This window comes from Streptomyces mayonensis (assembly GCF_018982965.1).
GTDB classification, from domain to species: Bacteria; Actinomycetota; Actinomycetes; order Streptomycetales; family Streptomycetaceae; genus Streptomyces; species Streptomyces mayonensis.
In genome coordinates this window covers 43,045-66,616 of sequence record NZ_JACBYP010000032.1, presented here as the reverse complement: position 1 = coordinate 66,616, position 23,572 = coordinate 43,045, and the positions used below count along the sequence as shown (strand labels likewise).

General features: G+C 68.2%; 22 protein-coding genes. 5 read left to right on the top strand and 17 right to left on the bottom strand.

Annotation, left to right across the window (positions count from 1 at the left end; genetic code table 11):
* Positions 1-4: 4 nt before the first annotated feature.
* The 10 genes from HZS56_RS15170 to HZS56_RS15125 form a co-directional block, all read right to left on the bottom strand.
* Positions 5-1,876: an NADH-quinone oxidoreductase subunit 5 family protein gene (locus tag HZS56_RS15170; RefSeq protein WP_108988927.1), complete on the bottom strand. Its 1,872-nt coding sequence runs from the start codon at positions 1,874-1,876 to the stop codon at positions 5-7.
* Positions 1,873-2,178 (bottom strand): NADH-quinone oxidoreductase subunit NuoK, encoded by a 306-nt coding sequence (locus tag HZS56_RS15165; protein ID WP_016325444.1) that lies wholly within the window; start codon positions 2,176-2,178, stop codon positions 1,873-1,875. Before HZS56_RS15165 ends, HZS56_RS15170 begins: the two co-directional genes overlap by 4 nt.
* Complete coding sequence (locus HZS56_RS15160) at positions 2,175-2,744, bottom strand: NADH-quinone oxidoreductase subunit J (protein WP_108988928.1); 570 nt, start codon at positions 2,742-2,744, stop codon at positions 2,175-2,177. Before HZS56_RS15160 ends, HZS56_RS15165 begins: the two co-directional genes overlap by 4 nt.
* A 12-nt stretch (positions 2,745-2,756) precedes the next feature.
* A complete protein-coding gene (locus HZS56_RS15155) occupies positions 2,757-3,686 on the bottom strand; it encodes an NADH-quinone oxidoreductase subunit H (protein ID WP_374201153.1) in 930 nt (309 codons plus the stop codon).
* The gene (locus tag HZS56_RS15150) at positions 3,679-5,139 is read right to left on the bottom strand and encodes a hypothetical protein (protein WP_108988930.1); all 1,461 of its coding nucleotides are present in this window, start codon (positions 5,137-5,139) and stop codon (positions 3,679-3,681) included. Before HZS56_RS15150 ends, HZS56_RS15155 begins: the two co-directional genes overlap by 8 nt.
* Positions 5,130-5,480 (bottom strand): NADH-quinone oxidoreductase subunit A, encoded by a 351-nt coding sequence (locus HZS56_RS15145; protein WP_108988931.1) that lies wholly within the window; start codon positions 5,478-5,480, stop codon positions 5,130-5,132. The genes HZS56_RS15150 and HZS56_RS15145 overlap by 10 nt, the downstream gene beginning before the upstream one ends.
* Before the next feature lie 321 nt (positions 5,481-5,801).
* Positions 5,802-6,482 carry a TVP38/TMEM64 family protein gene (locus tag HZS56_RS15140; protein WP_159106970.1) on the bottom strand — a complete coding sequence of 227 codons (681 nt, stop codon included), beginning with the start codon at positions 6,480-6,482 and terminating at the stop codon, positions 5,802-5,804.
* Between the two features lie 106 nt (positions 6,483-6,588).
* Positions 6,589-7,734, bottom strand: coding sequence for a Nickel transporter NicT (gene nicT / locus HZS56_RS15135; protein ID WP_167468176.1), 1,146 nt, complete (start codon positions 7,732-7,734; stop codon positions 6,589-6,591).
* 164 nt (positions 7,735-7,898) lie between these two features.
* Positions 7,899-8,471, bottom strand: a complete 573-nt coding sequence (locus tag HZS56_RS15130) for a thioredoxin-like domain-containing protein (protein ID WP_108988934.1) — start codon at positions 8,469-8,471, stop codon at positions 7,899-7,901.
* A 201-nt stretch (positions 8,472-8,672) separates the two neighbouring features.
* On the bottom strand, positions 8,673-9,842 hold the full coding sequence (locus HZS56_RS15125; RefSeq protein WP_301543035.1) for a lipid II:glycine glycyltransferase FemX: 1,170 nt from the start codon (positions 9,840-9,842) through the stop codon (positions 8,673-8,675).
* A gap of 164 nt (positions 9,843-10,006) precedes the next feature.
* Here HZS56_RS15125 and murJ point away from each other — a divergent pair, with 164 nt between their 5' ends.
* Genes murJ through HZS56_RS15110 form a run of 3 tightly spaced genes read left to right on the top strand, consistent with a single transcriptional unit; the run spans position 10,007 to position 13,186 of the window.
* Entirely contained in the window at positions 10,007-11,737 is a 1,731-nt protein-coding gene (murJ, locus tag HZS56_RS15120) for a murein biosynthesis integral membrane protein MurJ (RefSeq protein WP_374201152.1), read from the top strand.
* A complete protein-coding gene (locus HZS56_RS15115; protein WP_108988936.1) occupies positions 11,734-12,306 on the top strand; it encodes a SigE family RNA polymerase sigma factor in 573 nt (190 codons plus the stop codon). The genes murJ and HZS56_RS15115 overlap by 4 nt, the downstream gene beginning before the upstream one ends.
* Entirely contained in the window at positions 12,299-13,186 is an 888-nt protein-coding gene (locus HZS56_RS15110) for a hypothetical protein (RefSeq protein ID WP_108988937.1), read from the top strand. Before HZS56_RS15115 ends, HZS56_RS15110 begins: the two co-directional genes overlap by 8 nt.
* A 64-nt stretch (positions 13,187-13,250) precedes the next feature.
* Here the strand turns inward: HZS56_RS15110 and HZS56_RS15105 are convergent, their stop codons facing one another.
* From HZS56_RS15105 to HZS56_RS15090, 4 genes are all read right to left on the bottom strand, one after another.
* Entirely contained in the window at positions 13,251-14,507 is a 1,257-nt protein-coding gene (locus HZS56_RS15105) for a L,D-transpeptidase (RefSeq protein ID WP_108988938.1), read from the bottom strand.
* A gap of 202 nt (positions 14,508-14,709) precedes the next feature.
* Positions 14,710-15,945: a DUF1015 family protein gene (locus tag HZS56_RS15100; protein ID WP_108988939.1), complete on the bottom strand. Its 1,236-nt coding sequence runs from the start codon at positions 15,943-15,945 to the stop codon at positions 14,710-14,712.
* A 244-nt stretch (positions 15,946-16,189) separates the two neighbouring features.
* Complete coding sequence (locus tag HZS56_RS15095) at positions 16,190-17,497, bottom strand: MDR family MFS transporter (RefSeq protein WP_108988940.1); 1,308 nt, start codon at positions 17,495-17,497, stop codon at positions 16,190-16,192.
* The gene (locus HZS56_RS15090; protein WP_167468177.1) at positions 17,494-18,591 is read right to left on the bottom strand and encodes a PLP-dependent cysteine synthase family protein; all 1,098 of its coding nucleotides are present in this window, start codon (positions 18,589-18,591) and stop codon (positions 17,494-17,496) included. The genes HZS56_RS15095 and HZS56_RS15090 overlap by 4 nt, the downstream gene beginning before the upstream one ends.
* Before the next feature lie 1,417 nt (positions 18,592-20,008).
* Between HZS56_RS15090 and HZS56_RS15085 the strand changes: the two genes are divergently transcribed.
* Positions 20,009-20,365: a BlaI/MecI/CopY family transcriptional regulator gene (locus tag HZS56_RS15085; RefSeq protein ID WP_108988942.1), complete on the top strand. Its 357-nt coding sequence runs from the start codon at positions 20,009-20,011 to the stop codon at positions 20,363-20,365.
* Positions 20,366-20,536: 171 nt separating this feature from the next.
* The gene (locus HZS56_RS15080; RefSeq protein WP_108988943.1) at positions 20,537-21,562 is read left to right on the top strand and encodes a C40 family peptidase; all 1,026 of its coding nucleotides are present in this window, start codon (positions 20,537-20,539) and stop codon (positions 21,560-21,562) included.
* A gap of 87 nt (positions 21,563-21,649) precedes the next feature.
* On the opposite strand, the gene HZS56_RS15075 is transcribed toward HZS56_RS15080, so the two are convergent.
* From HZS56_RS15075 to HZS56_RS15065, 3 genes are read right to left on the bottom strand one after another with little or no spacing between them, the layout of a single operon-like run.
* A complete protein-coding gene (locus tag HZS56_RS15075; RefSeq protein ID WP_108988944.1) occupies positions 21,650-22,558 on the bottom strand; it encodes a M56 family metallopeptidase in 909 nt (302 codons plus the stop codon).
* Entirely contained in the window at positions 22,555-22,923 is a 369-nt protein-coding gene (locus tag HZS56_RS15070; RefSeq protein ID WP_108988945.1) for a BlaI/MecI/CopY family transcriptional regulator, read from the bottom strand. Before HZS56_RS15070 ends, HZS56_RS15075 begins: the two co-directional genes overlap by 4 nt.
* Positions 22,907-23,467, bottom strand: coding sequence for a hypothetical protein (locus HZS56_RS15065; protein ID WP_108988946.1), 561 nt, complete (start codon positions 23,465-23,467; stop codon positions 22,907-22,909). Before HZS56_RS15065 ends, HZS56_RS15070 begins: the two co-directional genes overlap by 17 nt.
* Between the last annotated feature and the right edge of the window lie 105 nt (positions 23,468-23,572).

Below are 23,572 nucleotides of genomic sequence, written 5' to 3'. Positions count from 1 at the left end.
GGGGTTACCTCACCAACAAGATGATCAGGACGAGCACGGCGATGCCGACGGCGGCCTGTGCGTAGTACTGGTGGAGGAGTCCGGTCTGCGGTCGGCGTGCCCAGCGGCCGAGGTTCCGCGCGCTCGTGGCGACCGCGCGGACGGCAGCGTCGATGCCTCCGTCGTCCAGTTGCCGCGCAAGCCGTGCGGCGGCGAGTCCGCCTCGGGCGGTCTGCCGTACGGTGCCGTCGACGACTCGGTCGTCGAATGCGGCGAGCGTTCGTGCCAGGCCCAGCACCGGGCGGACGACAATGGCTCGCGTGATCTGCTCCAAGTAGAACCAGTCTTCGGCCCATCGCACGGCAGCGGCCGGTGCGGACGGCGGGTGGGACGCCCACCACCAGGCCAAGGCTGCGGCTGCGATCGCGACTCCGGCCGACAGGCCGAGTTCCCACGGCTCGGGCGACGGTTCGCCCGGGGCGCCTACCAGCCGCTTCAGCCAGGACGCCGGACCGGGCAGGGCCAAAACCCCCAGTACCGCCGCGGCAAGGCCGAGGGCGAGGAGTGGAGCCGGTGTCGTACGGGCTGTGCGCCGGGTGCCGTGTCGCTCGGTGTCATATCCGGCCTGCGGGTCTTTCGGGAGGGGGCGGGTGACGTACCAGAGGGCCTTGATGCTGTAGACAGCGGCCACGGCAGCTGCCGCGAGGCCCACCGCGTACAAGCCGGTCCCCTCGGTGCGGGCGGCGGCGAGGACCTCGTCCTTGGCCGCCCACAGGGATAGGGGTGGCAACCCGGCCAAGGTGAGTGCGCTCACGGTGAAGGTCACGCCGACCAGCCGATACGTGCGGGCCGCGCCCCTCAGGGCTGGCAACTGCTTGGTGCCCAGCGCTGTCAGCCAGGCGCCTGCTGCCAGGAACAGCCCCGCCTTGGTGGCTGCGTGGGCGAGGAGCTGCGTCGTGCCCGCTGCGACTCCGCGGCTGCCCGCGGCGAGAACCATGAACCCGATCTGCGCGGCGGTGGAGGCCGCGAGGAGCTGCTTGAGGTCGGTCTGGACCACCGCGACCAATCCCAGGGCCAGGGCTGTGACCACGCCGGACCAGGCAACGAGTGGACCGGCCCAGGTGGTGGCGTCCAGCAGCGGGACCAGACGGAGCAGCAGATAGGCACCGGCGGCGACCATGGTTGCGGAGTGCAGCAGCGCCGACACCGGGCTTGGGCCCTGCATGGCGCGCGACAGCCAGAAGGAGAAGGGCAGTTGGGCGGACTTGCCGAGGGCGGCCACGACGACGCCCGCGGTGATCACATGCAACCACGGCGCATCCGCGTGCGAAAGAGCATCCAGATCCAGGGACCCGATGCCGCCGGCCACGGCGGCGCCTGCCGCCAGGTACAGGCCGAGGTCCGCGGCGCGGGTGGTGAGGAACGCGACGTCGGCGGCCACCGTCGGCTCGGGCCGCCGCCACCAGTAGCCGATCAGGGCCCAGCTGGTCGCGCCCATCACTTCCCAGGCCATCAGCAACAGCGGCAGCGTGGCCGCCGTGACGGTGGCGAGCATGGCGCCGGCGAAGACGAGCATGAGCCCGAAGAACCGGCCCCGGTTCTCGTCGGCGGTCATCTCCCCCGCCGCGAAGGCCAGGACGGTGGTGGTGACGGCGGCGACGGTGACCACCATCACCGCCGACAGGCCGTCCACCGCCAACCCCGCGTCCATCCCGGCGAACAGTGACGCACTGGCGGCAGGTCTCGTCACCGCAGCAGCCACCGCCACACCGAGCGTGGCCACGGCCAACGTCACGCCGATGGCGGGAACCTGCCGACTGCGACTCCGCCCCATGAGCGCGAGCGCCGCTCCCCCACCGAGCGGGAGAGCGATCAGCAGCCAGAGCATCGCGCTCATCCCTTCAGGTCCTCGGCCATGTCGGTCATGTCGACCTGCCGGGCCCGATAGATGGCGGTGGTGACGGCGAAGCCCATGGCCATCTCCACCGCCATCGCTACCACGGCCGCCACAATTACCACTTGGCCGCTGCCGGCGGCGGGGGCGAGAAAGTACCAGAAGTCGGCGGCGGCGACGATGACCCCGCCGATCATCAGCTCGATCCCCATCATGATCATGACGATGGACTGCTGGGAGAGCGCCCCGAACAGACCCGTCGAGAACAGTCCGGCGGCGAGGACCAGCAGGAGTTCGAACGTCATCGGCCCACTCCTCCGCCGGCCGGGTCCTTGGCCGGCCTCTGGTCGAGGTCGTCGCCGAAGCGGTCGTAGCGCCCCCGGTGGGTGGCGAGCACGACGGTGGCGATCATGGTGGCCAGGAGAACGAAGCCGAGGGTGACCATGGTCAGCATCTGGTCGCCCATCAACGACATGCCGACCTGGAACGTGGTGTCCTTGGGCCGCGCCCCTGTCCGGTCGGGCCAGGGCACGACGTAGATTCCGGCGACCATCGCGGCGAACACGAGACCACTGATGACCAGCGAGCCGCGTGTGTTGTGGAGCATCGACATCGGCATCAGGCCGGCCGGATTCATCATGTACGCGATCATGAACACCGCCATGATCACCATCTCCATGACCATCATCAGCACGATCACCACGCCGAGATACGGCAGCCCCAGCACGGTGACCACCCCGCCGACACACACCAGGGAGCCCAGTAGCGCGAAGGTGACCCGGGCCATGGAGTTCAGCGTGAACACCAGGACGCCGCCGGTGAGAGCGAGCACGCCCAGTACCACCAGCAGCACCGTGCTCGTCAGGCCCATGACGCTCCTTCCCTACAGGTTGAGATTGACCAGGGCCGGCACCAGGGCTTGCACAATCGACAGTGGTAGCAGCACCACCCAGGCCAGCTCCACGTACCGGTCGGCACGGATCACCGGCATGCGTCGCAGCACCCACACCAGCAGCCCCAGCACCAGCAATGTCTTGATCAGTGACCACGCCCAGGTCGGCAGTCCCGGTCCGGCACCACCTCCCAGGAACAGCGGCACCGCCATCGCCGCCCCCGCCGCCAGCCACAGCCACCGCCCGGCCTGCAGCAGCAGCCGGTCCACGCCGGACGTCTCCCCCAGCACGCCACCGGCGATGTCACGACCGGCCGGGTAGGCGAACGGGCCCAGAAAGCTGAACGCGAGCACGCCGGCCAGGTAGACGACGAACGCGAATGGCATCCACACCGCGTACCACAACCCGTGCTGGGCACCGACGACGTCCGTGACCCGCAGGGACTGCGCCCCGGTGGCAGCAGAGATCAGCGCGAACATCAGGGGCAGTTCGTACGCCAGGCCCTGGGCGAGGAAGCGGTAGCCGCCGACCAGGGAGAACGCAGCGTTCGGGCCCCAGCCGGCCAACCACAGCCCGGCCCAGGTCAGCACCTCCATCGCGTTGAACCACACCACCCCCACCGAGAGGTCGGCGACGACGTGGTTCCCGAACGGGATGACCAGCGTGGAAAGAACGGCCGCCACCGGTACCACCACGACGCCGACCCGCCACAGCAACCGGTCCGGAGCGGGCATACGACGCTGCTGTGTCACCAGTGCCTGCGGTACGGCGAGAAATGGCCGCACCACAGCGGTCGCAGTGACCGACCGGCCCGCGCTTCGGGCGTCCAGCGCCGCATTGCCGGCCACGGCCACCAAGGCGAAGCCGAGCAGCGCCGCCGGAGCGGCCAGCAGCATCCACCACTCTCCCGCCTCAACCACGAGCGAGCTCCTGCTCGGTGAGGCTCAGTTCGTCCGGGTCCGGGTCAAGGCTGGCGACAATGAGGCGAGCCGCGCTCAGCTCGGCTCCTTCCAACAGCCGGGGCAGCAGCCTCGCCAGGTCTACTGAGGGCGGTCGCACGGCGTCCCACCGGCCCCGCGGACTCTCCTGAGCCGCTGGATCGAGCCGCGCTGTGTCGTCCAACCGCAGTACGTCTCGTACGACATCGGTGAGCCACTGCCGGTACCTGGCCGGCACGTCCCCGCCCGCGCGCGCGGCGGGTCCGGTGACGCCGGCGGCCCGCGCATCGGCCGTACTCACCGGGCCGATGCCACGAGACAACCAGTACAAGGTCCGAGACCTTCCGACGCGTCGGGCAAGGCGCTCCACACGAGGCAGTACCTCCTTGGTCTGCGCCTCGTCCAGCAGGTCGTCGCGGAGCCGTCGCGCCTTCACTGCCTGGGCGGGCCAGCCGACCACCGACAACAGCCGACCCAGGCTGTCCAGATGCGCAGCCGCTCGCCACCGGGCGGCCTCCCCCGCGTACACCACCTCACCCGACGCGGCACGCAGCCAGGGCCTCGCCCAGAAGGCGTCGGCCGACCCGCTGGAGGGCGGCGCATCGAGATCGGCCTGCTGAATGACATCGCCCTGCAGCACCACACGGATGACCAGTCCGGTGGGCCAGTCGGCCAGGAACGGCCCCAGCGACACGTGCAGGCGGTCCAGCATCAGACCGTCGCGGTCTTCGCCCGGCTCGGCCATTGGCAGTCCGCCGGGCATTTCCATGTCCCCGTGCCCGTGACCGCCGTGGCCTCCATGAACGCCGTGGCCGCTGCCATGGCCCGCGTGGTTCTGCTGACCGTCCCCTTTCATAGGACCGTCAGACTCGTGCTCCGCTTCGCCGTGTGATCCGGCGTGGCCGGCAGCGCCGGGGTCATGACCTCCGTGGTCGGCGCCGCGGTGTCCCTGGTGCTCACCGCCGCGGTCGACGCCCCGCGAACCGTCGTGGTGCCGTCCCGTGTCCTCGTCGCCGCTGCGATCCCTGTTGCCCGCTTCCCGGTCGGACGGCATATGCCCCTCACTGCCGGACTCTCCAGATGTGTCGTGCCCGTCGGTTCGGTCCGGACCGATGTCCGAGTGGTCCGGTGCACTCAGCCGGGTCCGGCCGGCGTCGAGAACCGAAGCCACCTCGCCGACCGTCGTCACCCGCATTCGCACGCGTGGCTGGGGCATGTCCTGCCACAGCCGGTCCATTGCTGGACGTAGCCGCGGGCAGTCGGGACCCACAACCAGCATGAGGTCGGCCTCGGCAGGGGTCGTTGCCGCCGGCCAGTCCCGCGACCGCAGCTCCTTCTCGACGGCCAGCCGCACCCGCGTCCCGCCCGGCGTAGCCGTCAGCAGCACACGCGGCCGGCCCGCGGCTGCGCGTGCCAGGACAGCTGTTACGCCCATCGCAGCGCTCCCTCACGCCATGCGTAGACCACTCCGGCGAGAAGGACCGCGAGGAAGACGAACATCTCGATCACCGCGCTTGGCCCCATCGCGGAGATCACAAGCGTCCACGGGTACATGAAGACCATCTCCATGTCGAACGCGAGGAAGAGCATCGTCACCGTGTACCAGCGCACATGGAAACGGCTGACCGCATGTTCGGAGGGATCCAGACCTGACCCGAACGGCTGCACGGACAGCGGTGCCGCTGAGATCCGCAGCGCCCAGGCGGCCCCGTAAAGACCCGCCACGGCGAGCAGTGCCACGCCAAGCAGGGCCAGTGCAGCCGTAAAGCCGCTCACCAGCGCTCACTGCCTACGCCGCCCGTGCGGTCCGTCGCCCGTACCATGCTCTGCCACTCCCTCCGCTGCCAGACAACGGCGCAGGTACCCCCACGGGGCATGTTGAATCCCGGAAAGCTCCTATGGCCAAGATGGTTGCGACTCATCCGACCGCGCTCTGAACAAGGCGTTACGGCTACGGTGCCCGAAAGGCGAGCCCCGCGCGAGATGGCTGAGTCAATCGGTGCCGGTTGGATGAGGCGGGCTGCTGGGACAGGTCGGACGGGCCCATCGGACTGCCAAGGGACGCGACGAACCAGGGCCGCGGAAGGGCGCGGCTGTTCAGTGTGTCTGCCGTGCCGGCGGATGCACGGACACCTGCCCGCCCTTCGCGCGTCGGTTTCCGCGCAGCGAGACGAGGGTGATCACCACCATGGCGATCATGACCGTGGTCGAGATCAGAAAGGCGGGCGAGGTGGGCTCAGAGGCCGAGGCGCCAGCGACCACGTACGCGGCGGTGCCGGGCAGCACGCCGACGGCCGTCGCGGCGGCGAACGGCCAGAGCCGGATACCAGAGAAGGCCGCTGCGAAGTTCACCATCTGGAAAGGAATGCCGGGGACGATGCGGAGCAGCAACATGCTTCGGAAGCCCTGATCGGTAAGACGGCGATCCAGGGCTGCAAGGGCCTTCTTCCTCAGGAGTGGCCGGATCGCCTCCCGTCCGAGGCTTCGCCCGAGGAGGAAAGCCAGCACTGCACCCAGTGTGGTCCCGGCGACAGCCAGCGCCAGGCCCTCGGCGCCGAACAGAACTCCGGCGGCCGCGTTGAGCAGGGGCTTCGGAAAGAAGGCAAGCGTGGCGAGGGCGAAAACGAGGACGAAAGCGGGTGCGGCCCACACCTCGAAAGGGCTGGAGGAGAACCCCTGAGACAGGAGTCGACGGGGACTCCACAGGAGCAGGGAGCTTGCCGCGACCGCCAGCAGCACGATGAGGAAGGCCAGACGGGCAAGCGGTGGTATGCGCACCAAGCAAGTGTAATGGCGCGCTGAGACCTGGGCGGGGCACCGAAGCCCGTCGACGAACCTGCAGAGGCTCGGCTCCCAGTGCGACCGCACTCAGCCCGGCGCCGCCCTACTCTGCGGGAGGCATGGGGCTGACTGGTCGCGCGTCGCCGGACCATCGCTCCTCGATACGGCCGATCCGCCAGACACCGAATGCGATCACCCAAGTCAGCAGGAAGAGTCCGACGATGCCGAAGCCCACGTACTCCAGGTTCAACGAGGCGATCCAGACCAAAGGTCCGGACTTCATGCCGAGCCTCTCGACGAGCAGACCGACGAGCACCAGGATGCCGATGACAAGGGCGACGGTGACGGACAGCACGGTCACGGTCAGGTTGTAGAAGACCTTGCGAACAGGCTTCAGGAACGCCCAGGTGTAGGCCCGTGACATGAAGACACCATCGGCGGTGTCGAACAGACTCATCCCGGCGGCGAACAAGACCGGCAGGACGAGAATGGCATACCAGGGCAAGACGTACGCCGCCGAGCCTGCCGCGAGAACGAGTAGGGCGACTTGGGTCGCGGTGTCGAAGCCGAGGCCCATAAGGAGGCCGACCGGATAGAGGTGCCAGGCTTTGCTGACGCGCCTCATTACGCGTCCCAGGAGCCGGGCCAGAAAGCCTCGGCTGTCGAGCTGCCGCTCCAGCTCCGCCTCGTCGTACTCACCACCGCGCATGCGGCGGAAGACCTTCGCGATGCCGATGGCCGAGACGAGGTTGACGAGACCGATGAGTACGAGGAAGGCTCCGGCGACGATCGTGCCGACGAGGCCGAGCGTCTGTGCCGCGTGCGAGTCCTCATTCTGGACGACGCCGGCCACCGAGCGGATACCGATGGCCAGCAGCAGGCTTGCGACGAACACCACCGAGGAGTGTCCGAGGGAGAACCAGAAACCGGCACTCACAGACGGCTTGCCCTCGCCGACGAGCTTGCGGGTGGTGTTGTCGATCGAAGCAATGTGATCCGCATCGAACGCGTGCCGCACCCCCAGCAGATATGCCGTCAGGCCCACATTGACGCCGAGGACGCCGTCACTGCCGAGCTGGTATTCGTGGGGTGCCACGGCGAAAATGAGCACGCCCCACCCCACGACGTGCAGCAGCAGGACGAAGGCGGTCATGCCTCCGATGGACCGCCACTCCGTCGGCCTAAACGCTGCGCGCAGGCCCACGCGCGATCGCGGGGTGGTGGCTGTCGGTGAAGCGCCGGAGACCATGGACGATCCTTGTTCCTGAGAAAGCAAGCCAAGCCATCCGGTGGCCCCGGACCGCGAGCGCAGAGCTTATTGCAAGAACGTCGCAAGTGAGTCTCTGGGGCAGAGGTGGCAAGGGTCAGCGCATCGGCGTCATCAGTCGGCTCCGCCCGATCTCGCCACCGGGGTCAGCCGATACCTCCCGTGCACGCCACACCCGGCTCGGGGGTCTGCTCACCCAGCACATACTTGTCGAAGAACTCCGCCACCCGCGGATCGGAAGCCTCGTCCATCTCCAGCTGGTGGCCCCAGGCTGTCAGCGTAATCGGTGACGGCTGGGTCTTGTACAGGCTCATGAGCGTGTACTTCGTGTCGGACACCCTCTCCTTGAGGGCGGCGACGTCGGCGTCGGCCACCTTGTCGTTGTAAGTGACCCACACCGCGCCGTGCTCCGGCGAGTGAACGGCATTCTCGTCTTCTATCTGCTCGGTGTACACGTCGCCGTCACAGTTCTGCCAGATTTGGTTGTGGTCGCCGCCCGTCCCCGGCATCGGATGGCCAACATTCTTGTCGACATGCTTCTGGCTCAGCTTGGACCAGGCCCGCTCTCCACGGACGGGAGCCGCCCGTTGCTGCTCCTTGTCGTTCGCGCTGTCCAGCAGGTACCAGCCGCCACCGATGGTGCCGGCGATGATCACAGCAGAGGCGGTGATGACGATGGCCTTGTTGCGTCGTTCGCGCGCCTGCTCAGCGCGTCGCATCTGCTCTACGTGCGCGCGGCGAGCTGCCTTCTGTGCTGTCGACTTGGTTGGAACCCATGCTGATGTCCTTGCCCCGCCGCTCCGCGACAGGCGGCCACGGCGGGAACCGGCACGCCTACTACTAATCTACTACACACTTTAGTTTAGGGTGGTTCCATGGGAGTCGCTCAATACCCCGCCCGTAAACAGGCTCTGACCTGCTCAGCGCCTGGTCAGATACGCCTGCATCGCCCGGTGCAGTGTCTTGTTGACCGCCCCCTGGAGCGGCACTTCCCACTCGCCCAGCGTCTCGGCCACTCGACCTCCGGTGCCGAGCTTCCAGCGCATCAGGCCGAACGCCCGGACCTCGGGATCGAGGGTGTCAGGCACCCCACGCATGTCGTACGTGGCGACCCCTCGCGCGTGAGCATCGCGAATCATGCGCCACTGCAGTGCGTTGCTGGGGCGCACTTCGCGCCGGTTGTCGGCGGACGCGCCGGTCAGGTACCAGGCCCGTCGACCGAGCGTGATGAGGGTGTGCGCAGCGAGTACCTCGCCTTCGTGGCGGGCAAGATAGAGCCTCATACGACCCGGCTCTTCCGCATTGAGCGCCTGGTGCTGACGTTGGAAGTACTCCAGGGACCGGCCCAGTCGGAAGCCGTCACGTTTCTCGGTCTGCTGCAGCAGCGCGAAGAAGTCCGGCAGGCAGCTGTCGTCACCTATGGCTGTCGCCACGTCGGACCTGGTCGCCCTCTTGATGTTGCGCCGCCACTCCTGGTTCATGCCCGACCACACGTCCTCCAGCGTCCGGCCGTCCAGTGGGATTTCGAAGAGATGCCTCGGCTGTGCGTCGCCGGCGCCCTGACCGTCCTCACCACAGCGCCGCCAACCGGCCTCCCGCAGCCGGTCGGCGACTGCCGCTCCCAGCGGATCGACCACGTCCGGCAGCACGTCCCCCAGCCGTCGGCCCGGCGCCACCGCGTTCTTGAGCGTCGAAGCGGACCATTTGCGGTACGACAGCGGCGGTCCCATGCGCACCGCGAAGGCGCCGGTGTCCCGCAGGTGATCCAAGAGCAACTCGAGTCGTACGCCGAGTCCGGGTGCGGCCCAGTCCAGTACCGGCCCTTCGGGAATGTAGGCGAAGTACCGGCGTACGCCAGGCATCTGGCGGTACAGCACCAGCGCGGCGCCCTCCTGGTTCCCAGCTCCGTCGAACCAGCCGAGGTACTCGGGCTTCCAGCCTTCCTTCACTTCCGCCCACGAGGGGCACTGGAGGAAGCTGACCTGCCCGCCACCGTTCTGCACGCTGCAAACGCGGACATAGTCGGCGTATCGCTCACGCGGCATCGGCTGCAGCTCGAGCGCTCGATGGGGTTGGGGCGTCTGCACCATGGCGGTCACAGCGGCGGCCTCCTCGTCGTGATCAGGTCCCCTCCTCCTGGAGGGCGGCGGGCATCGCCCGCTCATCTGGTTCACGCGCGGGCCCACGGCCCGGTGACAGACAACTTCCGGCACGGCTGGCCACCGAGAGATGAACGAAGGGCGACACAGCGGCCATGACCGTGGAGACGAACAACGAGCCTCCCGCCAAGACGCCCGCGGCCGCCGGGGCTCGGCGGCCGGCGACGGTGAGCGGCGGGGTGACCATGGCGCTCGGCTCCCTGGCCTCACGACTCACCGGCTTCGTCCGCAGCGCGATTGTGGTTGCCGCTCTGGGTACCGCGCTGCTCGGCGACGCGTACAACGTCGCCAACACGGTGCCGAACATCATCTACATCCTGCTGATCGGAGGCGCCCTCAACTCCGTGTTCGTCCCCGAACTCGTCCGCGCGGCAAAGGAGCACGAGGACGGAGGTACCGCCTACACCGACCGGCTGCTGACCGTCTGCCTGCTGGCCCTGGCGGCGATGACGGCGGCAGCCGTGATCGCCGCTCCTTGGATCGTCGACGCGTACGCCGACTACACCGGCGCACAGCGCGACATGACCGTCGCCCTGGCGCGTTTCTGCCTGCCGCAGATCCTGTTCTACGGCGTGTTCACTCTGCTCGGGCAGGTACTCAACTCCCGCGACCGCTTCGGCGCGATGATGTGGACGCCTGTGCTGAACAACACCGTGGTCATCATCGTCTTCGGCTTGTACCTCGTCATCGCCGCGGAGGCGGTCTCGGCGGACCAGGTCACCGATTCGCAGATGCTGCTTCTCGGGGTGGGCAGCACTGCGGGTATCGCCGTTCAGGCACTGGCGCTGCTGCCGTCACTCCGCGCAGCGCGTTTCCGCTGGCGGCCCCGGTTCGACTGGCGGAACTCGGGCCTGACCCGGCCGCTGCGCGCCGCCGCATGGACCCTGATGTTGGTCCTGGCGAATCAGGTGGCGTACTGGGTGGTGACCCGGCTCTCCACGTCCGCAGGGGTACGCGCGAACGCCGAGGGCCTCACGGCCGGCGTCGGCTATACCGCCTACAGCAGCGCTTACCAACTGTGGGTCGTGCCACAAGGCATCGTCACGGTTTCCCTCGTCACCGCTCTGCTGCCGCGTATGAGCCGGGCCGCCACGGATGGAGACCACGGACGCGTGGGCGCGGACCTGTCGCGGGGGTTGCGCACCACGGCGGTCGCGATCGTCCCCGCCACGATCGCGTTCCTCGTGCTGGCCCCACAGCTGACGGGGGTGGCCTACCAGTACGCGCAGGCCACCGAGGAGGACACCCAAGCAATCGCGTGGGTCCTCATGGCCTTCGCGCCCGGCCTGCTGGCCTTCTCAGCACAGTACGTGCTCTCCCGGGGCTTCTACGCGCTCGGCGACACCCGGACCGTGTTCTTCCTGACCCTGGTCGTCGCCGGCGCCAACGCCGGGCTGTCGGCGGCAGCCTACGTGCTTCTCCCGGCTCGCTGGGCAGTGACCGGCGTAGCCGGTGCGTACGCAGTGGCCTGCACCGCAGGGCTGGTGTGCACCTCACACGTTCTGAGCCGGAGACTGCGGCGAGCAGGAGCCGAACGCGGCATCGACGCCGCGCACGTGGCGCTCGTCCATCTGAAGCTGGCCGTCGCCTGCCTGCCGGGAGCCGCGGCTGCCTACCTGGTCTCCGGCTGGAGCACGGCCCGCCTCGGCAACGGACCGACCGGTGACCTGACCGGTCTCTTGCTCGGCGGCACGGCCATCGCCGTCTCCCTGGTCACTCTCGCCCGGCCACTGCGCATCGTCGAGGTGCAAACGCTGACGGCACCACTGGTGCGCCGTTTGGGTCCCCGCGGCCGCCACCGCGCCACCGGAGGGCCCCGCCCGTGAACGGAACGGGGAAGTCGAACGACTTCGACCAGTGCTACACCGACCACGCCCGGCGGCTTGTGGCGATCGTCTATGCCGTGACAGGCGACCTGGCGGAGGCCGAGGACGCCGTCCAGGAGGCGTTCGCGCGTGCCTGGCTGCGCTGGGACCGGATCGTGGCGGCGGGTGACCCGGTGCCCTGGGTGCGTACCGTGGCGATGCGGCTGGCGGTCAGCACCTGGCGCAAGTCCCGCAACCGTGTCCGGGCTCACTTCCGCCACGGTCCGCCGACTGACCTGCCCGGGTTGGCCCCGGACCACGTGGCCCTGGTCGCGGCTCTTCGCAAGCTCAAGCCGGAGCAGCGCCGCGTGATCGTGCTGCACCACCTGCTGGACCTGCCGGTGGAGGAGGTCGCGCGGGAGACCGGTTCGACTCGGGACGCCGTGCGCACCCGCCTTGTGCGCGCCCGTCGGGCACTCGGGACGCACCTCGAGGAGACCGACATCGACCGGCGGTCGCTACGGACGACCCGATACGCTCCCGGACACACCCGAAGGGGACGGCCGGAGGAGGTGCCTACGCATGACTGAGAATTCCGGTCGCAAGGAGAACCCACTGGCCACGACCACCGATGCCCACATCGGCGTGCGGCTGCGGGGACTCGCGGAGGACGCCGAGCAGCTGGTCAGCCTGGGCGCCCGCCCGAACGTTGTCCGCATGCGTGCCCACCGGCGCCGAAGCCGGCGGCGGGCCGGGGCCGCGACACTCCTGGGCGGCGCCGCACTGGTCATGGGTGCCGCCTGGGGCATGCTCCCGGACCTCCAGGACAGCAAGGAGGCGCCGGCAGCCGGCCGGCAAGCCCGCGACCTGGTGTCCGCCGGCGCGCTCCTGCCTCCCGCGCAACCGGACGGGAAACTCACCGAGAAGGCGCTCCTGTCCCCTTCCGCCCTGCCCTGGAACGGCACCTATCACTGGCGTAGCACCGACACTGGCCGGGAAACCGCCCCTGCCCTGCCGGAAGCGGGCAAGGGAGGATGCCATGTCCAGTGGTTCGAGGACCTGGGCACCACGAGCATGGTCACGCGGACCTACGACGGTCAGGGGCCTGCGACCGCCCAGCACCGGATCGCGGCGTTCGCAGGCCCCTCCGCCGCGGCCCGGGCCGCGGCGACGCTTGACTCCCGTCTCCACGGATGCGGCTGGCACGAGACCAGGGCGACGGGGGCACGGTCGTCCGACCGGGACGCGTCTTCCGGTGCGACGCCGACGGGCCTGCACGAATACGTGCTGACCTCCGGCAGGGACGATTCCGTACGGGTGACGTTGGCCCAGTCTGACAACCGCGTGGCAGTCCTCGCGGTCTCCACTCCGGTCGCTTACGACCACGCACATCCCGACAGCCGGACAGACGCCTGCCTCAACGAGTCTCTTCGCGGGGCGGGAACGAGCCAGGGGTCCGAGCACTGCTGAAGCCGTGCCCGCCGGGACTCTTCCGGGAGGCACGGCTGCACTTCGGTCGACGTGGATCACATGGTCACTTCAGGGCACTGCCCTTCTGCCACATGTCCCAGTCGACGTTCCAGCCGCCGTAGCCATTGTTGGCAGGGACGGTGTCCTTGGACTTGATCACGGTGACTGGGTCGCCGTAGTCGACCTGGTCGTAGAACCACTTGGCGTCGGCCGTGCTCATGCCGATGCAGCCGTGGCTGCCGTTCACAACGCCGAACTTTCCTTCGTTCCAGGGAGCGGCGTGCGCGTACGTACCCGACGGGGTGAGCTGGACGTCCCACTTGACCGAGCCGAGGTCGTACGCCTCGGGGCCGAATATGCCGACGGTGGCGGAGTTCATCCGGATGGTGGGGACCTTGCTCAGTACGACCATGGTGCCGTTCCAGGTCTCGAAGGTCTCCTTGCCGGCGGACACTTTCAGTGTCCTGAGCACCTTGCCGTTCTCCTTGACGGTCATCGTCTTCTTGACGACATCGACCGTGCTCACTACGGCCTTGCCGATGGTGAAGTCGATCTCACGCCGCTGGGTGCCGACCAGATCGCCGTTCTCCACGCCGACCAGGTCCATCGTGAACTTCACCTTCGTGCCCGGCTGCCAGTACTCCCTGGGTCGGAAGTCCACACGGTCCTTGCCGTCGCGGTCCTTCATCCAGCTCCACGCGCCCTCGACAGCCGGTGACGAGGTGACCTTGAGTCTGCGTTCGACCACCGCCCTGTCTTGAATGGGCTTGTTGAACACCACCGACACCGGCAGGGCGACTCCGACCGTGTCGTCTGGGCTGACGTTGTAAGTGCCCACGAAGATCTCGTCCTTGCTCACAGTCGTGAAACTGCTGCTGCGGGAGACCTTGCCGCCGTCTGATGCGGCGAGTTGCGCCTTGAGCGTGTAGGCGGTGCCGTACTCCGTGTCGTGGGTCGAGGTCCAGGTGCGGCCGTCGGCGGAAACTTCCCCGTCCAGCTGCTTGCCGCCGGGCCCGGTCACCGTGACCGAGGCCAACTTGCCATCGCCGGCCGTCACGACGAGCGGCTCGTCGGCTATGACTTTCTCACCCTTCACCGTGGGTGAGACCGTGACGGTGGCCGACCCGGCCTTTCCAGCCCCCGAGCCAGTCTTCGAGGGGGACGAGTCCTGTGCCTTGTCGTCGCTCGTCGATCCGGAGGCGGACTGGGAGCAGGCGGTCAGGGTCACGAGTGCGGCCGTGGCGAGGGCCGCGGCGGCGAGCCGCCTGCGCCCGGTCCGCTGCTGCTCAGGCACGGGGCGCCCGCGTCGGCTGTCTTGCACGGTGATCCTCCATCGCGTTTCGTTAAGTACCTTAGTAGACGCTGGCCGCGCGATCCCGGTTCCCGCGCCCGGCGCGGGGGCAACTGTGGCTCCGGCGGAGTCGCCAACGATCTACCAATCTACTTCGTAGGATAAGGTCGCAGTTCCGTAGGACGACAGGTCGCGGCCATCATCGCCGCACGCGTCCACGTGATGCCTCGAGTCAGGGCAGCCCGAGAACACGGAGCGCAAGGCCGACCGCGGGCTTGGGACCGAACGAGGTTGACTTTCGGGGCATCAACACTCCGGCACCAGCGAGTTCGCGCACCAGGGCCTCCGTGGTCGCGGGGAGTAGCAGAGCGGTGCCACTTCCGGGTGCGGCCACGTCCGCGACTGCCTGCTGGACGTCGTGTGAGTACCTCACGGCGCCGGGTAGATCCGGCACAGCCCATACGGTGTCCAGCAGCAGGTGATCACCGACGGCTGCGGGGATCGCAGCCCACTCCCGGGGGCGGGAGGCGAGGGCTTCACGCAATGCCATGGGATCGGGGTCGGTAACCGACCACGCCTGCCCGGCGCCGACCAGGACCAGCTCATTTGGCCCGGGCTTCCGCGGCCCGTCCGGCAGGGACAGGACGCGGGCGACATTGGCCGCCAAGGAGGCCGCCTTCTCCGGGTCCAGTCCGGGTAGCACCCGATGGATCGCGGAGAGCCGCAGAGGGTACGCATTGGTGTCGATCAACAGGGCGAGAGAGTTCCTCCATGGACTGCCGGGTTGTCGGCCGAGGTGCAGGCAAGCGGCGTGGCGGTGGTGGCCGTCGGCAATGAGCGCCCGGCCCCGGGATACGCCGCTGGTCAGCAAGTCAATCTCCTGGTCGTCGTCACAGACCCACAGTGTGTGAGTGATCCCTGCGACACGGACGACCACTGCCGGTGGGCGGCGAATGACGTGCTCCATGACCTGGCCGGCCACTGACTCCATAGCACTGTGGGTCAGCAGCAAAGGCTCCAACTGAGCCCGGAGACCGGACATGTGGGCGGCTCTCTGCTCGACGACCTGAGGAGACACGGCTTCGTGGGGCAGCAGCAGCCGCTCCTCCCGCACGCTGTTGTCTCGTGGCACTGAGAGCTCACCGATCAGGCCGCGTTGCAGGATTCGGGCGCCCCGCTGCTGCTGGTAGACGTAGACGGCGGGCCGCTCGTCGCGTCGTAGCACTCCGCGGTGCAGCCAGCCCCTCAACTGCCGAGCGGTGGCCTGTGGATCTTGTGTGTAGAGAAGGCGTGTCACCTGGTAGGGGTGACCGCGCTGTGATCGCGCCTGCGCCCGTCCGTGATCGTCTTGAGGGGGAGCCACGATACGGGACAGGTCGCCGACAACTCCCTCGTCGTAGCGCACAGCCCGAAAAGCGCGGAGGCGCAGGGATGTCGGCTCCGGCGCAGGAGCAGCTGGGGTGGACATGGATTGCTCCCTGGTGAGTAGCACAGCCCGTCAGGGCGGGCGCCGTTTGGCACCCGCCCTGGGTACAGCAGGCGGATGGATCGGACCGTGGCGGATTGAGCCCAGTCACGTGAGAACGCCGAGTGGCAGGCATGGCGAGGGTCCGCATGGGGCGTCCACGCCGACTCGCCTCTCGGTGCTTTACGGGCCGCGGCCAAGGGCGGGCGGCTTGGTCCGCCCGCCCCGTGGGCCTACGTAATCGGGATCAGGCCGCCGCGGGCTCCGGGTCGTGCGCGCGTACGGGCTCCGAAAGGCGACCGGTGCGGTGCAGTCCGTACAGAGCCGCCGCACAGGCGAGACCGAGGAGGAGTAGCGCGATCCATGGCAACGCAGGCACTCCAGCCGAACGAGCCGCGTCCAGAGACGCTCCCGTGAGCAGGTTCCCAAGGGTGATGCCGACGCCGCAGATGGTGTTGTACAGCCCGTAGTGCGTGGCCACGAGCCGGTCCCCCGAGAGCCGGACGATGGTGTCCATCTCGAAGGGATAGGCGATCATCGTGCCGATGGCCAGGAACAGCGCGGCGAGCGTGGGTGGCACCGCCGCAAGCAGCCACAGCGCGACACCGGACGCCGGGACGGGCACGGCTGTGGCCAGCAGCAGCGGCGCGAACGCCAAGCCCATCACGGTCAGACCCCGGACCAGTGCCTGGCCGGGCTCGTAGCGGGCCTTGCACCAGGCGGTCACCCGCGTCTGGCCGACGATGGTACTCAGTCCGGACGCAGCGAAGAGCAGCGCCACAGCGACCGTGCCGAACTCCCCGTCCCCACCGAGTCGGCGCACTTCCAGGGGCAGGGACAGGTAGATCTGGAATGAGAGGACGTACGAGCCGACCATGGCACCGGAGAAGAGAAGGAAGGGCCGGTTGGCAAGAATGCCGCGCCACTGGGCGAGGACGCCCTCTCGGGCCTGGCCCTCTTCCTTCTCGTTGGTGTCCTTGGCACGCCGGGCCGGTAGAGCGCGGATCTGCACGATGCTCAGCAGCGCGAAGACCCCAGCCGACACCAGACACGTGATGCGGAAGTCCACTCCGGTCAACACCATGCCCACCAGCGGGCCGAGGAGGATTCCGGCCTGGTAGAAGACGTTGAACAACGCGAACGCCTCGACCCGGCGCTCCCCCGCGTCCGCTGCGAGATAGGCCCGGACCGCGGGATTGAACAGTGCCCCTGCGAGCCCGGTCGCCGCGGAGGCGGCGATCAGCGCACCCAGCGAGTCGACCAGGCCGAGCGTCGCGAAGCCGATCGTGCGCAGCACGCACCCGGCCACGATCAGCGGCTTGTAGCCGAGCCGGTCGGCAAGCGTGCCGCCAACGAGGAACATGCCCTGCTGGCTGAAGTTCCTTACCCCGAGGACCAGTCCGACGACCCAACCGGCCAGGCCGAGTGTTCCGGACAGGTGAGCCGCCAGGTAGGGCATGAGCATGTAGAAGCCGAGATTGATGGTGAACTGGTTCACCATCAACAGCTGGACGCTGCGCTCGTACGTGCGTACTTGTGCGAGGGTGCTCTTCACCGGTCCTCCTCCGACGGCTCGGAGAGCGTGAGCGGATCGACCACGGTGGTGCACCGGGTCCAGCGTGTGATCTCCTTCTCGTCCCCGCGGCCGATCGTCTCCGGCTCGGGCGCGGGCGGCGAGTCGAGCAGGCCGTGGGCGGCGCAGTAGTCGTCGTCGAACACCGTCCCGAGGTAGCGCTGCGGGCCATCCGGGAAGATTGCCGCGATGCGCGTGTCGGACGGCACCGTCCGGGCCAGCCACCCGGCGACCAGAGCGACCGCCCCCACGCTCCACCCACCCGTGGCGTAGTGCGAACCGGCCAGCTCTCGGCAGGTCCAGACCGCCTCCCCCGGAGCCACCCAATGCACCTCGGAGAAGTTCTCGTAGGCCACGTTGCGCGGGTAGATGCTGGACCCCAAGCCCCGCATCAGCCGCGGCCGGGCCGGCTGACCGAAGATCGTGGAACCGACGGTGTCGACTCCGACCACCCTCAGCTCTGGATACAGCTGCTTGAGGACCCGGGAGGTGCCGGCGGAGTGGCCGCCGGTGCCCACGCTGCACACCAGGACGTCGATGTGGCCGAGTTCTGTGGCGAGTTCCAGGGCGAGCGGGGTGTAGGCGGTGGTGTTGTCCGGGTTGTTGTACTGGTCCGGACACCAGGACTCCTGGTGCTGTGCCATGAGTTGCTGAACGCGGTCGCGGCGGGCCTGCTGCCACCCCCCGGTGGGGTGTGGTTCGGAGACCACGTTGACCTGGGCCCCGTACGCCGTCAGCAGCCGGGACATGGACATCTCCAGACCCGGGTCGGTGACGAGGGTGACCGGGTGGCCGTAGACCATTCCGGCCAGGGCAAGGCCCAGGCCCAGGGTGCCGCTGGTGGACTCGATGATGCGCGCGCCGGGTCGCAGGTCGCCGCGGGCGCGTGCCCGCTCCACCATGTGCAGACCGGGCCTGTCCTTGATCCCGCCGGGGTTGAACCCCTCCAGTTTGGCCCAGAAGCCACGGTCCGCGGGTGTCAGCGGCTCGGACACCCGCAGCAGCGGAGTGTTCCCCACCAAGCCAGACAAGGCCGAACGGTCCGGTGTGACGGCGGTGTTCATCAGTGGACTCATCTCTTTCGCTCTCGATCGATGAATGCGTCGTGCGTGTTCATCTCGCGCCACGGCCACGAGAGGGGTGGTCAGCCCCGACTCGTGGAGCCGTCGCACGACAGCCACGGATTAGCGGCTGCGTTCGAGAGGTCTAGATGCGCCACCGCGAGGTGCGAGCCAGCTCGATTCGGCCCGTGCGGGCTCCCCGACGCCTGTACGGTCGCCGGCGCACAGGCCATCGATTCACGAGCGCGGAGAGGACGACGAGCGCCGTCGCCCCTACTCCGGCAGGTGAGTAGTCGACGACCTGCGCCGTTGTACGAGCCGCTCCGTCCGCACAACATTCCTCGTCTTCATGTGGTGTGTGCGGTCCGTGGGGGACCGCACCCTTCATCTCCGGCGCGACTGCTACGGACACCGCAGACGTCGACCGGTCCGGGTCGTCTGTCGGCCCGTGTGTAAGGGCGCAGAGGCCGATCACCGCCAACAGGCTTCCGAACAGTAGCGAAGCGAGTCGGCGGCGCCACCGCGAGTCCTTCAGGACCCACCGGATGGATAACCTCGCATCACGGTTTGTCAGCACAAATCCTCCGTGTGCCACCGATTTGACCACGGCAGCGGCCATGGCACAGACAAACGGCAGGCGTGAGTGGGGGGCTTAAGGAGGGCGTCGACGATCCAGCGCGGGATCCGTATCGGCGGAGCGGGATCCTACTCTCGTGACGCGCAGACCGACGTACCACTCGCCCGTCTGAACGGGTGAGCCAGAACGATCGGACGTGTAAGGACTTCGAAATCTAGACCTGTTGGATCACGAAGGATCTCAGGGCCCCTGAGGGCGAGGGATCGGACTCCGGCGCGCCGAGGCACTGGTTGTCAGCGGTTCGCTCGGCGGTGGCCGATTCACTGGTGGAGGCTGCAAAGCACGGCAGCGCAACCACCGGGCCCGGAAGCGGTTGGCCGGCTACACAGTGTTCCCCCGGATGCGACGAACCATGATTGTCACGGCCGTCACCCGTTGCGACAAGGCGAGACGGCGCCTGCGCTCCCGAGGCGTCGTGAGGCTCTACGAACGGCTCGGCAGCGGGTACCGCTGAGCTGGTCACCGAGTGGCTGGGGACACCGTCGGCATGTAGTCCGTGCGTGAACACGACACCGAGGAGCAGCACGGCCAGACCCAGCACAGGCAGTAGCCGACCCGCGGCAGCACGGGCCCGCAGCATGCACGGAGGCGACCAAGCCGTAATCATGCCGTGATACTAGCGGCTCTCGGGCGTTGATCCGTCAAGACTCCGGACGCAGCTCGACAACGCGCCACGCAAATGACTTATTTGCTCTGGCGAGGACTGACAGCAGGCGGCCGCTACCGAGCGCTGAGCACTCCGAAGAAGCGTTCTACTATGGGCTCGCGTAGCACGGCGAAGAGGAGAGAGCGACCATGCGGCGGCTGGGGGAACTCGAAGCGGAGATCATGGACCGCCTGTGGCGTTGGAAGCGTCCGGCGACAGTGCGGGAGATCGTCGACGACATCAACAAGCAGCGCCCGCTCGCCTACACCACCGTGAATACGGTGGCCACCATCCTCTACAACAAGGGCTGGCTGCTGCGCGGCAAAGAAGGCCGCGCCTGGGTGTACACGCCGGTCCGCAGCCGCGAAGAATACTCGGCAGGGCTCATGGAGGAGGCGCTCGGCGCCAGCGAGGACCACCCGGTCGCCCTCGCCCACTTCGTGGAGCAGATGAGCCCCGAGGAGGTCAGCGCCTTGCGCAAGGCGCTGCGCGACGCAGGACGATAGAACCGCTTCCCAGGGCGCAAGCTCGTCCGAACCACCACGCTCCTGCGGCCAGAATTGCGACGGGGACTACTAAGCTACTAAGTTGATAGAGCAGACTGATCGACACCAACGGCACCGCCCGGTGGATGGCCTCGCAGTCTTCCCCGGGTGAAACAGAGGAGTTGTCACAGGATGGGAACCCACCGCCGTCCGAAGCCGCCGAGCCGTTCCCGGCTCGCAGTCCTGGCCGCCGCGGCGGGGACGGTCTCTCTCCTGCCGACTCAGAGTCAGGCCGCACCCAAGCCCTCCATAGACGAAGTGCGACAGCAGGTCGAGGAACTCTACGAGGAGGCGGAGGCCCCGACGGAGGAGTACAACGCCATCCTCGTCAAGAAGGACAAGCTTCAGGAGGAAGCCGAGCGCGCCCAGGAGCAAGTCGCCAGACAGCAACAGGAGATCAACGAACTGCGGGACCAGATGGGCCCGGTGGCCGCCGCGCAGTACCGCGACGGCGGCTTGGACCCGAGCGTCCAACTGTTCCTTTCCTCCGCCCCGGACGACTACCTCGACAAGGCAGCCAGGGTCGATCGCCTGAGTTCGCGTCAGGTCTCCATGTTGAGCAGCTTGGAAGCCAAACAGCGCGAGCTTGCCCAGACCCGTACCGAGGCGGTCAAGAAGCTGAGCGAGGCGGAGAAGGCCCGCAAGCGGCTCGGCAGCAAGAAGGAGGAGATCCAGGGCAAGCTGCGCGACGCCCGAAAGCTCCTCAACAGCCTCACGGCCGAACAGCGTGCCGAACTCAAGGCCAAGGAGGCCAAGGCGGACAAGGCTGCCGGGAACAGCGACAGCCCGGCCGCGTACAACGGCGCCGCCAGCGGGCGTGCCCGTACGGCCATCGACTTCGCCTACGCCCAACTCGGCAAGCCCTACGAGTGGGGCTCGACCGGACCGAATTCATTTGACTGCTCCGGGCTGACCGGCTCCGCGTGGCGCGCGGCCGGCGTCTCGCTGCCGCGCACCGTCATCCAGCAGTACTCGGCGGGACGCAAGGTGGCGAAGTCGGACCTGCAGCCGGGCGACATCATTTACTGGTACAACAACAACCAGCACAACGGCCTGTACATAGGCAACGGCAAGGCCATCCACGCTCCGCGTACCGGGAAGAACGTCGAGATCACTCCCCTCGACTCGATGCCCTTCTTCGCGGCCTCGCGCCCCTGACCCGGTCGAGCCGGAGCAATCGGTCGGGGTTCCTGGCGAGCGAGTGAATCCTGCCCTTGCAGAGAGAGTGGTGCGGGACTTGATGTCTCAGGGTCCGCACGCCACCAGCAGGGGCAGCAGCGGGGCCGCGACCGTAGCCGCCGCCAGGCCCAACCATGTCACGCGATGCGGCCGTGGCTGTGGCGCGAGGATCCGGCGCAGCCTGAGGAGCGCTCCCGCTCCGCCTGCACCGAAAGCAGCCTGCGGTGCGCGGCCTGACGCCACCTCGCACATCGCGGTGGCCAGCACGTCGCGCGAGTGATACCGCAGAGCACGGTCGTCCGCGATCATCTCGGTCAGCAGCCCGGTCTGCTCCTTGGCGTGCCGAGCGAGCGGCAGACCGGGGAAAGCGCGGGAGAACGCGTCCGTGAGCGCGTGCAGCAGGTGATGCCTGCCTTCGATGTGCGCCCGCTCATGCTCCAGGACGGCTCGGAGTTGCTCCTCGGACAAGACGTCCAGGGCGCCTCGGGTGACGACAACCCGACGGCAGCGGCCGGGCAGACAGTAGATGGCCGGGTCTGCGTGGTCGAGGATGGTGGCGTCGTATTCGGGCGCCGGCTCGCCGACGAGGGCCAGAACGTCGAGGTGACGTTGCCGCGCTCGGCGAGCCTGCCACACACAGCGCACGAACCAGCCGATGGGCAGCAAAAGGATCGCGGCAGGAGCTGCGAGCAGCAGGCCGTCCATAACAGTAGGCGTGGGCCCCCCGGGCGGTGCGTCGCCAGAGAGACCGCAAGCGCTGAGGAACCCGACAAGTCCGTCGTGTACATGCTGTTCAGTGAGGACCAGGTGGTAGATCGCGAGCGCGGTGGCGACGACGAAGGTCACCATGAGGCCCTGCCAAGCAAGGACCGCGAGGCCAGGTGCCCGATGAGACCACCGCGCTCGGGCGAGCAACAACGGCGCCACAGTGCCCACCAGGGCCGCGTATCCCACCAGCGCCAAGGGTGTGATCATGCCTCGCTCCGCCTCTTCGCAGCTCGGAGAGCCGAGCGTAGTGCGCCCTCCTCCTCCGGCGTCAGCTGCTCGAGAAAGCTGACCAGGGTTCCAGCCGGGTCCGGATTGTTGCCCAGGGCGTCCTGCATCAGGGAGGCCGTGTACTGCTGGCGAGTGCAGGTGGGCGTGTACACCCAGGCCCGCCCCTCCTTGTGCCGCTTGAGCATGCCCTTGCCATGGAGAATGTCGGCCACCGTTTTGACCGTGCTGTAGGCGAGGGGCCGTCCCTTGTTGATGTCCGTCAGCACGTCGCGGGCGGTCGCCGGACGCCCCCAGGCCCACAGGCGGTACATGATCTCCGCCTCCAGCTCACCCAGCTGACGCACGACCGCTCCCTTCCCTCCCGGAGTGCGAACCCTCCGGTACCAGTGAACGTCCATCGTATTCCGCCGAGCCCGGGTGCCCTACGGGGGCACCGGTGAACGACGCGGCGGCGGGCGCCGGGCATGCTGCCGCCAGACGCAGACGTCGGATGAGGGCGTGCGCGAGCAGCACCAATGACGCGATGGCCAGAACCGGCTGCGCCGGCGCCCAGTAGGAGAGGGCACCACTGACACCGATGGCCATCACTACCAGCTTGTTGCAGATGGGGCAGCCGACGGCGAACGCGGCCAGCGCGCCGGCGAACATCGCCCGGCGCCCTCTGGGGCCCTGGGAGCGTCCCGCGAGGGGCTGCCCCGCATAGGTGGCCGCCAGCAGCCCCATGAGCAACGACGAGGCAGCCCAGACCGGATAGTCCCACCACAGCACCGGAGTCATCCGGGTGTAGAAGTCCGTGGGCACGACCCCGGTCGGCACTCCGACCGCGACGCCCGCGAGGAGGGCCGCAACCACCGCCACCGCCCAGTGACGTGGCGTCCATGTACGCATGCGCCTGCCTTTCCATTCACTTCCAGTACTGCCAAACAGCTTAGTAGGAAAGCGAAGGATTCAGGCCCTGCTCGGTGTCCCGACTCTTCTGGACACTGAGCGGCG

Bases quoted from the DNA above. Each gene is read 5' to 3' on its own strand.
- HZS56_RS15170 (WP_108988927.1), bottom strand. From the start codon at position 1,876: ATGAGCGCGATGCTCTGGCTGCTGATCGCTCTCCCGCTCGGTGGGGGA.
- HZS56_RS15165 (WP_016325444.1), bottom strand. From the start codon at position 2,178: ATGACGTTCGAACTCCTGCTGGTCCTCGCCGCCGGACTGTTCTCGACG.
- HZS56_RS15160 (WP_108988928.1), bottom strand. From the start codon at position 2,744: ATGGGCCTGACGAGCACGGTGCTGCTGGTGGTACTGGGCGTGCTCGCT.
- HZS56_RS15150 (WP_108988930.1), bottom strand. From the start codon at position 5,139: ATGGGCGTAACAGCTGTCCTGGCACGCGCAGCCGCGGGCCGGCCGCGT.
- nicT (WP_167468176.1), bottom strand. From the start codon at position 7,734: ATGGTCTCCGGCGCTTCACCGACAGCCACCACCCCGCGATCGCGCGTG.
- HZS56_RS15130 (WP_108988934.1), bottom strand. From the start codon at position 8,471: ATGCGACGCGCTGAGCAGGCGCGCGAACGACGCAACAAGGCCATCGTC.
- HZS56_RS15125 (WP_301543035.1), bottom strand. From the start codon at position 9,842: ATGGTGCAGACGCCCCAACCCCATCGAGCGCTCGAGCTGCAGCCGATG.
- murJ (WP_374201152.1), top strand. From the start codon at position 10,007: ATGACCGTGGAGACGAACAACGAGCCTCCCGCCAAGACGCCCGCGGCC.
- HZS56_RS15110 (WP_108988937.1), top strand. From the start codon at position 12,299: ATGACTGAGAATTCCGGTCGCAAGGAGAACCCACTGGCCACGACCACC.
- HZS56_RS15100 (WP_108988939.1), bottom strand. From the start codon at position 15,945: ATGTCCACCCCAGCTGCTCCTGCGCCGGAGCCGACATCCCTGCGCCTC.
- HZS56_RS15090 (WP_167468177.1), bottom strand. From the start codon at position 18,591: ATGAGTCCACTGATGAACACCGCCGTCACACCGGACCGTTCGGCCTTG.
- HZS56_RS15085 (WP_108988942.1), top strand. From the start codon at position 20,009: ATGCGGCGGCTGGGGGAACTCGAAGCGGAGATCATGGACCGCCTGTGG.
- HZS56_RS15080 (WP_108988943.1), top strand. From the start codon at position 20,537: ATGGGAACCCACCGCCGTCCGAAGCCGCCGAGCCGTTCCCGGCTCGCA.
- HZS56_RS15075 (WP_108988944.1), bottom strand. From the start codon at position 22,558: ATGATCACACCCTTGGCGCTGGTGGGATACGCGGCCCTGGTGGGCACT.
- HZS56_RS15065 (WP_108988946.1), bottom strand. From the start codon at position 23,467: ATGCGTACATGGACGCCACGTCACTGGGCGGTGGCGGTGGTTGCGGCC.